Origin of the sequence: Psychrobacter proteolyticus (assembly GCF_038155145.1) — a bacterium.
GTDB lineage: Bacteria > Pseudomonadota > Gammaproteobacteria > Pseudomonadales > Moraxellaceae > Psychrobacter > Psychrobacter proteolyticus_B.
In genome coordinates, this window is sequence record NZ_JBAKAY010000004.1 from 65952 (window position 1) to 78488 (window position 12537).

At 40.6% G+C, this 12537-nt stretch carries 10 protein-coding genes; 1 reads left to right on the forward strand and 9 read right to left on the reverse strand.

The features are described 5' to 3' along the window. Positions 1–238 precede the first annotated feature (238 nt). Positions 239–967 (forward strand): GspH/FimT family pseudopilin, encoded by a 729-nt coding sequence (locus V6252_RS06230; protein ID WP_341609764.1) that lies wholly within the window; start codon positions 239–241, stop codon positions 965–967. Between the two features lie 20 nt (positions 968–987). On the opposite strand, the gene V6252_RS06235 is transcribed toward V6252_RS06230, so the two are convergent. The 9 genes from V6252_RS06235 to V6252_RS06275 all read right to left on the reverse strand — a co-directional run bounded on the left by V6252_RS06235 (position 988) and on the right by V6252_RS06275 (position 12473). Beyond that, on the reverse strand, positions 988–1761 hold the full coding sequence (locus V6252_RS06235) for a pyridoxine 5'-phosphate synthase (RefSeq protein WP_341609765.1): 774 nt from the start codon (positions 1759–1761) through the stop codon (positions 988–990). Between the two features lie 67 nt (positions 1762–1828). Then, a complete protein-coding gene (gene recO, locus V6252_RS06240) occupies positions 1829–2635 on the reverse strand; it encodes a DNA repair protein RecO (protein WP_341609766.1) in 807 nt (268 codons plus the stop codon). Positions 2636–2698: 63 nt separating this feature from the next. Then, a complete protein-coding gene (era, locus tag V6252_RS06245) occupies positions 2699–3664 on the reverse strand; it encodes a GTPase Era (protein ID WP_057762330.1) in 966 nt (321 codons plus the stop codon). A gap of 346 nt (positions 3665–4010) precedes the next feature. Continuing rightward, positions 4011–4808 (reverse strand): ribonuclease III, encoded by a 798-nt coding sequence (gene rnc / locus V6252_RS06250; RefSeq protein WP_341609767.1) that lies wholly within the window; start codon positions 4806–4808, stop codon positions 4011–4013. A 102-nt stretch (positions 4809–4910) separates the two neighbouring features. Continuing rightward, positions 4911–5303 (reverse strand): DUF4845 domain-containing protein, encoded by a 393-nt coding sequence (locus V6252_RS06255; protein ID WP_341609768.1) that lies wholly within the window; start codon positions 5301–5303, stop codon positions 4911–4913. Between the two features lie 131 nt (positions 5304–5434). Then, complete coding sequence (lepB, locus tag V6252_RS06260; protein ID WP_341609769.1) at positions 5435–6337, reverse strand: signal peptidase I; 903 nt, start codon at positions 6335–6337, stop codon at positions 5435–5437. Between the two features lie 102 nt (positions 6338–6439). Then, the gene (gene lepA, locus V6252_RS06265; RefSeq protein ID WP_101204270.1) at positions 6440–8239 is read right to left on the reverse strand and encodes a translation elongation factor 4; all 1800 of its coding nucleotides are present in this window, start codon (positions 8237–8239) and stop codon (positions 6440–6442) included. Positions 8240–8602: 363 nt separating this feature from the next. Beyond that, positions 8603–9844, reverse strand: a complete 1242-nt coding sequence (locus V6252_RS06270; RefSeq protein WP_341609770.1) for a capsule biosynthesis protein — start codon at positions 9842–9844, stop codon at positions 8603–8605. A gap of 145 nt (positions 9845–9989) precedes the next feature. Then, positions 9990–12473, reverse strand: a complete 2484-nt coding sequence (locus V6252_RS06275) for a capsular polysaccharide biosynthesis protein (protein WP_341609771.1) — start codon at positions 12471–12473, stop codon at positions 9990–9992. Positions 12474–12537 lie beyond the last annotated feature (64 nt).

The following is a 12537-nucleotide window of genomic DNA, read 5'->3' on the forward strand; positions in this document are numbered from 1 at the left end:
ATTCTTTCACTAATTGAAACATTTTTTGACAGTCGCTATATATTACATATATATTGTAAAAAACCAATATTCTTCTGAAAATCAAGTAATTAGGTGTTGTATGTGTTTTACATACAGTGGAATAAGAGAAAGTTTAAAGAATTTGGACAATTGGTTTGCTTAAAAGATAGTCAACACAAGGATGTGTGAGACGTTGTTTTTTACTTGAATGACAAACAGCTATAGGATGCAGCGCTTTATGAACTTACTTAATAAGGTACTAGCCAGTTATAGAAGAATAGTAACTTTTGTTCTTTATATATCTATTCGCAGAAAAGACACATATAGAGTTGGTAAGTTTTTAACCATTGCATATAGGTTACTTGATGAACTATTGAAGTTAGTCAGTTATAGGAAATCAACCCTTCAAAACAATAATATTTTAAATGCTAAGCAATCAAATGGCTTTACTCTCGTTGAGCTAACTGTGACGACAATGGTATTAGGAATTATCGCAGCTATTGCAGCGCCAAGTATCTTAACGCACTTAGCACGAATGGAAGCCCAACGGGTCAAGCATCAACTAGAGAACACCTTATCCTTAGCAAAGGCCGAAAGCTATATAAGTCGGCAGGATGTCTTGGTTTGTTTGTCGAATGATGCACAGCAATGTCATAGGAACAGTGATAAAACGCTTCTGCTATTCGTAGATAAAAACAACAATAAGCATTTTGATTCTCAAGTAGATACCTTATTAACTCAGCAATCCTTAAACCTAAGATATAGTACAGTGAAGTTAAGAGTTGGCGGTAGGCGCCACTATACTAAATTTTGGGGCGATAGCGGCAGACCGCGAGGACATTTTGGCCATATAAAATACTGCCCCACCTCTTCTTATAACAAGTCAATGTACCAAATTTCTTTTAACCAATCCGGTATCGTCAAACATAAACTTAATGCAGACCACCCTACGAAATGTAATGGGTAATAGATGCCGTATATGCAAACCTATTTATACATGGCCTCTTTCATCATTGTCACAGCATTTTCTAACCCTACAAACACCGCATCTGCAATAAGTGCATGACCAATATTTAACTCATAAATACCATCAATCTTTGCAATGGCATTAACATTGTCACACGTTAAGCCATGACCTGCGTTAATAAGCAATTTATCGTCTAGGCTCTGTGCTGTAGCTACTGCTTGTTCAATTCTTTTAAGTTCAGCCAGCTGTGCATCAGTATCATTTGCTAAGCCTGCTTCAGCATAAGCACCTGTATGCAATTCTATCGCGTCTGCACCACACTCTATTGCGGCTGCAATCTGCTTGTCATCAGGATCAATAAACAAAGAAACCTTAATATTAGAGTCTTGTAGCTTATGAACATATTCTTTCAAAGACGTGACTTGCCCTGCAACATCAAGACCACCTTCTGTCGTTAACTCTGCACGCTTCTCAGGTACTAGACATACCCAAAAAGGTTTAATTTCGCAGGCAATTGCAAGCATCTCATCAGTTGCGGCCATCTCTAGATTCATTCTCGTCGACAACTGGCCTGCCATTTCATAAACATCCGCATCTTGTATATGACGACGATCTTCGCGTAAATGTATAGTGATACCATCTGCCCCTGCCTTTTCGCACAGTAATGCAGCAGCTAGAGGACTCGGATAATTCACACCGCGCGCTTGACGCAATGTTGCCACGTGATCAATATTCACGCCTAACAAAGGTTTTTTTGAATTGCTTTCAGATGAGGTAGATACAGAGATACTCATAAAAAATCCTTTGGGCAATTAAGCCTAACTTATATAGTTGATACTACGATGATATTTGAGAATGCAGTTATTGATAACGCTGCTGTTGCTGCCATAACAGACGACTTTGTAGCGGCTGATAATCAAGCAAATGATCAATAAGATGTCGATGTAGCTTTGACCAATAGCTCAGCGTCTGTTCAGTAATACCTAAACGTGCCATTTCTATGATATCCGCACCCTTAAAAACATTCTGTCCAGACTCACTGGCTAAATGCTCAGACTCTTCATTATGTACTAATACAGGGAGCAAACCGACATCCGGTAAAAAACGGTAAGTACAATCAGACTCGATGGGGTCTTCAACATTGTCATGCGTTAACGTTAAAGTGAATCCTAATTCGGTAAATAGATACTGCTCAAACTGACGTAGACAGAGACGAAGCTCGCTATTACTTAAGGGCTGCTTGAGTTGTTGTAAACTAATTTGATAATGCTGCCACAATACTGGCATTGGGTCTTCAGTAGGTAATAGCCGCCACAGAATCTCGTTTATATATAGTGCGGCATACTGATGTTGGCCGCTGATATTAGCGTAAGGTACGGCTTCTAAGACAGCAGGTGTACTACCTTTTTGAACACTGTCTTTTTGAATACTGTCTTTTTGAACGCTATCAGCTTGGGCTATATCTTGCGAAGCAATATTAATTTGACTAAAGGTTTTTAAGTCGCGTTTACCAGTAGCAAAAAGCTGTAACGGCTTAAATAGCGGCGCGCCTTTTTTCCCAACACCATGTATTACACCATGTTGTTGAGAAAAAAGATAATACAAAGCGCGCTTTTCCTGATAAGGACGCTGATGCAATAAATACCCGACGAGCGCTTCATTACGCATTTTTTATTACCTAAATAGCTAAAAGGCAGATAGTGCTTTTGAAGCGTTCGTTCTTAACCGCTATCAATAGCCCAAACTGGTCAACGCACGCTCGTCATCAGACCAGCCACGTTTCACTTTGACCCACAAAGTTAACATGATTTTCTTACCAAACAACTGCTCCATATCTTTACGAGCATCCATACCAACTTGTTTGATACGCTGGCCTTTATCACCGATAACGATGGCTTTTTGACCACCACGTTCAACATAGATAGTCGCATCGATGAAAGTACAAGCTTTGCGCGGACGCCCTGTTTTTGGATCAGTATGTGCAGGTTCGTCTTTAAACTCATCAATCTGTACGGTTAAATCATATGGCACTTCATCACCCGCACTACGCATGATTTTTTCGCGAATAATTTCACTGGCCAAAAATCGCTCAGAGCGATCAGTGATTTGCTCTGTATCATAAATAGGAGCGGCGACTGGTAAATGCGAAGCAATCACTTCTTGCAAACGATCTAAGTTTTGATTTTTTAGTGCAGATACAGGAACGATATCAGCAAAATCGAAACTATCGTTGAAAGTTTCGATAAGCGGTAGCACGCTGCCTTTATCTTTTAGAGTATCTGACTTATTAATAACCAATACGACTGTTAGATTGGTCTCACCGAGCTTTTGCAAGGTCAATAAATCATCGTCACGCCATTGATCTGAATCAACAACAAACAGTACTAAATCCACATCTACTAACGCCGATACCGCCGCTTTATTCATACGTTCGTTAATAGCACGTACTTCGTTACGGTGAATACCTGGTGTATCAACAAACACCGCTTGCATTTCATGGTTTGACAAAATTCCATGAATACGATGACGGGTGGTTTGTGGTTTGCGTGAAGTAATAGACAGCTTTTGACCCAATAAGTGATTCATCAAAGTTGACTTGCCCACATTTGGACGTCCAACAATGGCCACATAACCTGCTCTAAAATCATCAGCCATACGAGCATTGCCACTCGGTGCAAAAAACTCTTCAATAGCCATATCATTGTCTAATGCAATATCTTCTGCATCAGTAGCATGAATCTCTTTGGTAACTTCGATATTGTTTTGGCTTGAATCAATATCTGTATTCTTACCCAAATTTTGGGTGCTGTCTTCATTGTTTGATGGCAAATCAGTATGATTGCTCATAAGTTAATCCTATAGGGTTTGTGTCTAGCCGAACAGTCGTTGATGCTAAATTTATTTAGTCACCATTAAAAACGGGCTAGAGACATTTAAAGTTTTAAAATAAATAATATGTGAGGTAGTTTTAATGTATGTTTGCCAAGTTATAAACCAATCTAAACCGATACTATGCATCTAAAAATGCGTTTATGGATATCGGCTATACACGTTTTTTGGCAGATCCTGGCAATTTATGTAGTTGGTTAATCATAAGCTCTGCTGCTTTCTGTTCAGCGATACGGCGGCTCTCACCAGATTCAGTAATATCAGGACAGTTATTGATATTTACATGGCAACGTACAACGAAAATTTGATGCGGTGCATTACCACGCGTTTCCATGAGTTCGTAGTTGGGCAAGTCAAACTGCTTAGATTGTAGCCACTCTTGTAACCGACTCTTAGCATCCTTCAGCGCTTTTTGGTCATTGACATTATCAATCAGATCACCATACCAAGAGAGAACACATTTGCGAGTAATATCCATATCTTGGCTGTCTAAATAGATAGCACCAATTAGAGACTCTACGGCATCGGCCAGTATAGAAGCACGATTGCGACCGCCACCTTTTCGCTCACCTACTCCTAATATAAGATGGTTAGACAGCTCTAGGTTTTGGGCGATAATTACCAATGACTCTTGGCGCACCAGTGTTGCACGCATACGCGTTAGGCGCCCTTCATTTTGACTAGGATAACGATGATATAAAGCTTCACCCACAATCATCCCTAAAAGTGCATCACCTAAAAACTCTAGGCGCTCATAGTTTTTTTTGCTATCAAATGAGCGATGCGTTAACGCAAGTTTAGGTAGACTCAAGTCATTGAACTCGTAGCCTAACTTACGCGTTAATACTGCTAACCGCTGAATAAATTCCGAGCTAACAACAAGCGTGTCAACAGATGTACTATTTTTTTGGGAAGTAGAAGCCGCTTGGGAATGGTGCAAAGTTGGTTTCATGCGAGGTTTGTGGTTATCCCTTCTGCTTGACAGATTTAGTTTAATAATATTATTTGATATATCTTATGAAATAATGAAGGTGCTATGTCGTACTATTGCGACTTACTCTGCTGTTGCCATTTCGACGTCACCCTCGAAACGGTTAATAATATCAACATTGCTAAAAAAGTTATTAGTTATTGCATATTCTTTATGAATAGCCAATTGACCTGTTTTTTTATCAGTAAAGGTAAATACGTCTTCGGCTTTAGTATCGTAATCTGCGTTAATTGATAACTGCTTATCAACACGCTCAACGAATTGCTTAGCTGTTTCGTTATTACTATTGGCTTCTTTTAGCTGTGCACTCAAAAGCTTTGTCAATTGGTAGTCACCAATTTGAGCTGGTACGATAGCTACTGTCAATTTGGTCGCAATACCCAAAAGCATAATAATGAGAACAATGTTTGTCACACTGGCACCGCGCTGCGTAGCCAAACCAGATAATTGCTGCATTATAAGATCCTTCTAAAGATAAACGACTATTTTGAATAAGTGTATAAATAATAAATAGCTATTTATTAGATAGCAATGATATTAGCATAAAACTATTATAGATAAATCAATCGCTAAGCAATCACATTGCCTTAATTGATAGTACCATTACGTTCAAAGGTTGGTAGATTAAGACCAGGTGGTTTATGCATCCAAATATAAACTGCCTTACCTGCTAGGTTTTCATCCGGAACGAAGCCCCAAAATCTACCGTCTGCACTGCGATCGCGGTTATCACCCATCACAAAATACTGACCCTCTGGCACGTCAATGCGCCACTCAGTACCCTCTGACTCAACCACCTCTGGTGATTGTTGCTGCAAAAATAGCGCGTACTGTGAACTGTTCATACCGTCTAAATAGCGCACGAGGTGCTTGTTGTCACCTTGTACTTCTTCAAAATATTGTGCCGCATCTTCTTCTTGCTGACCCATTGCAGAAGCACTCTCCTCAGTCAGCACTTGACCTGGACCAACCTGACCTGGTAAGTATAGCTGTGAAGTCAATTCAGCATTTGCCGCGAAATCTACAGACTTAGTCTCAACAGGTACATCATTGATAGATAACGTGCCTTGACTATAGCTTACGGTGTCACCAGGCAAACCGATAACGCGTTTAATATAATAAATGCTCGGGTTTTCAGGATAGCGAAACACTGCCACATCACCATGCTCAGGTTCACCAGTATCTAGCACCTTATTGTAGGTTAACGGCAGGCGCACGCCATATGCATACTTATTGACAGCAATAAAGTCACCCGTATATAGCGTCGGCACCATAGACGATGATGGGATATTAAATGGCTCAATTAAAAATGAGCGTACTATCAATACCACTGCTAACACAGGGAAAAAGTCATAAGCCCAGCGAACTAGTAAGCCTTCTTGACCTCGACCACGAGTTTTGCGCTGTTTGAGCGCTAACTTGTCTAACAGCCAAACAATTCCTAGGACTATAGTTAACGGCACTAAAATTAAATTAAAATCAAAATCCATACCAAATTGCCTATTAACGAGCGGCTTATCTAACACCTTTACGATAAGACTCACTACATTTGACTGTTATCTACAATGTCTATCTTAGGTTACGTTTAGCGATTAGCTATCAACTTGCAACACAGCTAAGAAGGCTTCTTGTGGAATTTCCACGTTACCTACTTGCTTCATACGTTTTTTACCAGCTTTTTGCTTAGACAATAGCTTTTTCTTACGTGACACATCGCCACCATAGCATTTTGCTAATACGTCTTTACGCATGGCTTTTACCGTACTACGACCAATGATTTGGCTACCGATAGCGGCTTGAATGGCAACATCAAACATTTGACGTGGAATCAACTCTTTCATCTTAGTAACTAGGGCATTACCACGATAACGTGATTGGGTTTCGTGCACGATCATCGCTAAGGCATCAACTTTATCGCCATTGATTAGTACATCAACTCTCACCAACTTATCGGCTTGATAACGTTCAAAATTATAGTCTAGCGATGCAAAACCACGTGAGACTGACTTTAGGCGATCAAAGAAATCCATGACCACTTCGCCCATTGGGATATCAAATATCAGCTGTACTTGTCGACCCATAAAACGCATATCAACCTGAACGCCACGACGCTCAATACATAGCGTCATTACATTGCCTAAGAATTCTTGCGGTACTAAAATCTGACAGCGGGCAATTGGCTCACGGAACTCTTCAATATTGTTTGGCTCAGGTAGATGTGATGGATTATCTACATAGATTACATCACCGTTCTTTTTCTCAATTTCGTAAATAACTGAAGGCGCTGTAGTAATCAAATCTAGATCATATTCACGCTCTAGACGCTCTTGGATAATCTCCATGTGCAACATACCCAAGAAGCCACAGCGGAAACCAAAGCCAAGCGCATCCGACGTATCTGGCTCAAAAAACAGCGAAGCATCGTTAATTTGCAGTTTTTGCAAAGCTTCACGGAATTTTTCGAAATCACTCGAATCTACTGGGAACATACCAGAATAGACTTGTGGCGTGACTTGTTTAAAGCCTGGGATACGATCCACATCAGGGGTCTTAGCATGAGTGATAGTATCGCCTACTGGTGCTCCGGCAATATCCTTAATACCCGCAATAACAAAGCCGACTTCCCCTGCTTCTAAAACACCCGTATCTACAGGTTTAGGGGTAAAGACACCAATCGAGCCAACTAGATGTGCCTCTTGAGTCGATTTGATATATAACTTGTCACCTTTACGTATAGTACCTTCACGCACCCGTACCAATGAGACCACGCCCAAATAATTATCGAACCAAGAATCAATAATTAGTGCTTGCAGTGGTGCTTCACGATCACCAGTTGGTGCCGGAATAAACTCTACTAGCGCTTCTAGCAGCTTATCAACACCAAGACCAGATTTGGCTGATACTCGCGGTGCATCAACGGCATCGATACCGATAATATCTTCAATTTCTTGAATGACGCGCTCAGGCTCAACTTGCGGTAAATCAATCTTATTTAACACCGCCATGACTTCTAAGCCTTGATCAACGGCTGTATAGCAATTGGCCACTGACTGCGCTTCTACGCCTTGAGCGGCATCAACAACCAATAGCGCACCTTCACAAGCTGCTAATGAACGCGAAACTTCATATGAAAAATCGACGTGACCAGGGGTATCAATGAAATTAAGCTGATAACGCTCACCATTTGGATGATCATAAAACAGTGTTACTGACTGTGCTTTAATAGTGATACCGCGCTCACGCTCAATATCCATTGAGTCGAGCACCTGCGCCTGCATCTCGCGATCTTGCAAGGCACCGCACATTTGAATAAAACGATCGGCAAGGGTCGACTTGCCATGATCAATGTGGGCAATGATTGAAAAGTTACGAATATTGGCTAATGCAGTCACAAAGCGCCTACTAAATTAAGGGTGATAGAATAATAAAACTAAAAAATAAATACTGTCAGATACAATTGATAAGATGCTTGTACTTCTTTGAAGGTTAACCGTTATAACAAGCCGATTCGGCTAATAGTACCGTCTAAAACCCATAGCCAAGCACATTAACTCTTATGCGCAGACATAAAAGAGTATTCTAGCAGTTTTCCACTGCAAAGTAAGGCGATTTTGTTAGAAGAGATGTGACTTGCAGATGAAATGACAAGCTAAAAAAGGATAACGCAACAATCGTTACACTTGTTGAACTTCGTTTCTTTATATAGATACCATTATAGTTACTATAACTTTTTAGAAACAAAAGCAAACAAATGACTAGGGTAAATTGGTTTTAGACATATCTACGTCTGTCGTTTCACTGCCAGTTTGGTACAGATACTTATACATCCATGGCGATCTACCATAAAAAGCACCATTTATTTGAGTTTGCTCTATCAGGTACTCACGAAATCTCAAATAAAATTCATTATCTGGGCCTTTAGGCTGCTGCCAAAAATCATCAAGCGGCTTTTGATCTGTTAGCTTAGGAATATCATAAATTGCACGACCCATAACCTTAGTGGGTTTCTTATGATAAACCGACTGCAAGCCTGTCGTACTGTTAATAGTCACCATGCCAATACTGTATTTCATCAAAGTTGGCAGGTGCATATCACAGCCATAGAAAACACGATGAGATACTTGATAGCGCTCTGCTAGGCTGGCTACCAGCTCCCGATAGTCTCTATGACCACGATCTAATGGATGATGCTTAAACACGAGTAGCTGTTTTTGATTAGCAAATTTTGCAAAGCTTGCGATAGACTCGTCAATGAACTGTACCACATCACGATAATCACTATGATGGGTAATCTGTGAGTCATTATGTACTTGCAAACTGATCAAAAAGTAATTGTTACTTTCTTGCTTGGTCAGTTTATTTTGCAGGTGTTTATCTGGCAAATATCCTCGTAGCTTCCGCCACGGTGCTTTTAACCAAGCGATGGCCTCTTGCCAAGCGGTCATACCACGATAATGCGAATAATGTGGATAACGGCTTTTATAAAGCCAAGCAATAATGTAATAGACGATGGCTGCGATACTGAGGCGATAAAATCGATTATGTGTATATAAAGGCTGATCATTGGCTTTCTTAAGTGCTTTAATCTCAGCAGTGTTTAGACGTGAATAGCCATTAATCCCATGCTCTTGTAAGGTAATGTAATCAGGACGCAAGTACCCTTCTTCAAAGACAAAAAATGAAATACCCAGCTTCTCACTGATACACGCCGCTTGAGTATGATGCGGTCGACAATCGCCAAAGCATACAATCGCATCAATATCATGCTCTTGGATAAACACCTGTAACCAAGAGGAAAATTGCGCTAATGTATTGGTATATTCGTAGGTATTGTCGTGATGGTAAAAAAAGGCATCGCCTGCATTAAAATTGATTTTGCTTACTTTAATGTCTTGAGTTTGCAAGAATGACGAAAAGCGATTAAAAAACCCACCCATTTTCCCTTGTAGTAGCAAGACGTGTCGATGAGTAAGCAAGTGAGACATCGAAGCTGCCATAATACAGGGCTACCATTAAATGAGAAAATAAGAAATAAAAATGAGAAAGGTCGTACAACCGTGTAAAAACAAATAGCGTAAAATTGATTATACCGAAAAAGCACCTATTTGTCGCAATGCAATTATATGGTGCTACTCTAATAAATCAACGAGACATTTTACGCAATTTCTGTTGCCATCGATGACGTTGCTGCATAAAACGTATAGTCGCGTGACGTTTCAATTTTGTAGATAAAGACGAGGCCACAGTCTTAGATGAACTATTTAAAGTACTAGCCATTTTAGATTGCGATTCTTCATTACTCGCAAGCAGCTGTGAGTCTTTGAGAGGATACAAATAATCAATCACCTGCTCTACTTGTGCCAGCCCATAGCCGTCAGGTAGACGATACAACGGGTAACATATAAGTGCGCCATATATTAGCTGCTGAAGAGTCAAAGCTATATCTCGTTGACGTCTTTTTAAGTAGGTGGCTTTCGGTAAAGACTGCTCGTCAATATCTGTGGTCAATCCCCAACCTGCATAAAATGGTAATCCATAGCAGGTGACGTCCAATCCACGCAGCAAGGCTTCAAAACCAGTCAGTGAGCTGATCGTATGAACCTCATCCACCCATTCTAAGCAATCAGGCATCGCAGTATCGTAGGCAACCGCTTGAACTTGTCGTAGATGGGCTTCTGATACTTTACCTGCTCGCAATCCTGCTTCAACATCGGGATGCGGCTTATAAATCAAATAAGCGTCTGGGTTATCTTGTCGTACACGTTCGATCAGACCACTGTTTGTCTTTATTGTGGAGCCGCAGTACTGTACTGACAAATCGTCCTCTACCTGACCGATAATGAGAACGCGTCGTCTTCCAGATATTTTGGCATCCTGCATCCACGAGTTATTTTGAATACTAGAAACATCTATACCAACCCCAACATTGTATTTACTTACCCGCTGATTCAGCAGTTTGTCTTGCAGTTTGTTTACGCGAAGACGCTGTTCAGAACTCAGTGGCTGACAATTTTGCAGCAATGTTTCTAAGTCTGAAGGCTGGGTCGCATCGTAATAAATACCTTGCTTATCTATCACAACAGACAGTGGTGCCAATAAAGTAGCACCTAAACCATTTGATCGGATAAACCCATCTTCCATACAATAAATAGCTGGCATATCTAAAATTTGCTCAACAAGTTTACTCTGTAGTTTCTTCTGTACTTGCTGACGTTTGGCCAAACCCCATACCAATAAAGGCTGTTGGTAGTTGACACGGAAATGGTCTGGATGTAGAAGGTTTTTTAGACGCGGTTTCGGTTTAACGAACAATGTCGTACGCGGTAGGTCTGTAAAGGCTTTGACAAATGGCAACTTCCAACGACTAAATTCATATATCGTCAAATCACCTTCAAGGCGCGCTTGCCATCGCCGATTGGTCATCAACCACTCAATGGCGGTATCGATATCACAAGCTTGTTTCGTTGCTGGATCTACATAACGACTATAATCAATATAAGCACTATAAAATAATGTTTCTAATGACGTTTCAAGCGTTTTATGTGACGTCGCAGGAAACAATGCTGAGTTTGACAAACCTCTATTACTGAGAAGTATCTTAGCTGACTCTAAACGACGTTTTTGAACTGTTTTAAGTAGGTTTTTAGGTGCGTTAGCGTCATCGGTCAGCCCCCAGCCGCTATACCAGCTGACTCCAAAGCAATGTACTCTTTTACCTAGCATTAATGCTTCAAAGCCCATATGTGAGCTGACGGTATAGACATCACTTACTTGCTTAAGCAGTTCAATAGGATTGAGAGACTCTGTCAATAACCTAACGTTTTTAGGCAGTTTTAAGTTGGATAAGTAGCCTGATTTTGATGCAGGATGAGCCTTTATCCAAATATAGGCGTTAGGATGGTTGTGGCATGCAGATTTTAGCATCTTCTTAAATTGACGTTTATTCGCACCAGCGCCTTTAACAGAGGCATCACCTGCTACTTGGTCAATCAATAGGATATGTGATTGTGAAACATTTTCCTTTTCGTTAATATTTTCTTCATTAATCAATTTATCCAACGACGGACAATCGATTATGGAATTATATTTACTCAGGTTTTCTTCGCATATACGTGCCATCAGATGACGAGCACGTGCCTCGCCTGCTGCGCGATCATTGCTAGTACTCTTGGTACGCTCAACAATCAACTGCTCGAGGCGTGAGTGGTGCGTCATATCAAAGTAGATGCCAATGTCATCGACAACCACGCTTAAGCCATGGCGACTACTAATACCTGAATCCAATGAACGCAAAAATCCATCTTCAATACTTAAGGTATTCACGTCCTGACGAGTGGCAGCTTTATCAGCTCGTTGAAAGCTTTTCTTGTGCCCCCATCCAATAAATGCCTCAGGTTGTGGTTTTTTCTTGTGATTTATTAAGCTTTGTTGCAAACCTGACCACGGATACCAGCGCTGGATATCAGCTTGCAACACTTGCGAGAGTAGCAAGTTATTGCGACACATACCTTTACCAACTACTGCCAACTGCTTTGGTGATTGATACTGTGACGAAGGCGAAAGTAGCGTATGATCAGAGGTAGATATAGTAGATACCTTGACTTCATTCGCTACTTCTTTTGCCATATCTTTGATACCTTTACTCGTTAATTTTGGTTAAATCTTTTCAACAGTCATCATTAAGTCATGA

What these genes read in the sequence shown, in the direction of transcription:
- V6252_RS06230 (WP_341609764.1), top strand. Translation starts at nt 239, where the DNA reads ATGAACTTACTTAATAAGGTACTAGCCAGTTATAGAAGAATAGTAACT.
- rnc (WP_341609767.1), bottom strand. Translation starts at nt 4,808, where the DNA reads ATGAAACCAACTTTGCACCATTCCCAAGCGGCTTCTACTTCCCAAAAA.
- era (WP_057762330.1), bottom strand. Translation starts at nt 3,664, where the DNA reads ATGGCTATTGAAGAGTTTTTTGCACCGAGTGGCAATGCTCGTATGGCT.
- V6252_RS06235 (WP_341609765.1), bottom strand. Translation starts at nt 1,761, where the DNA reads ATGAGTATCTCTGTATCTACCTCATCTGAAAGCAATTCAAAAAAACCT.
- recO (WP_341609766.1), bottom strand. Translation starts at nt 2,635, where the DNA reads ATGCGTAATGAAGCGCTCGTCGGGTATTTATTGCATCAGCGTCCTTAT.
- V6252_RS06270 (WP_341609770.1), bottom strand. Translation starts at nt 9,844, where the DNA reads ATGGCAGCTTCGATGTCTCACTTGCTTACTCATCGACACGTCTTGCTA.
- V6252_RS06275 (WP_341609771.1), bottom strand. Translation starts at nt 12,473, where the DNA reads ATGGCAAAAGAAGTAGCGAATGAAGTCAAGGTATCTACTATATCTACC.
- V6252_RS06255 (WP_341609768.1), bottom strand. Translation starts at nt 5,303, where the DNA reads ATGCAGCAATTATCTGGTTTGGCTACGCAGCGCGGTGCCAGTGTGACA.
- lepB (WP_341609769.1), bottom strand. Translation starts at nt 6,337, where the DNA reads ATGGATTTTGATTTTAATTTAATTTTAGTGCCGTTAACTATAGTCCTA.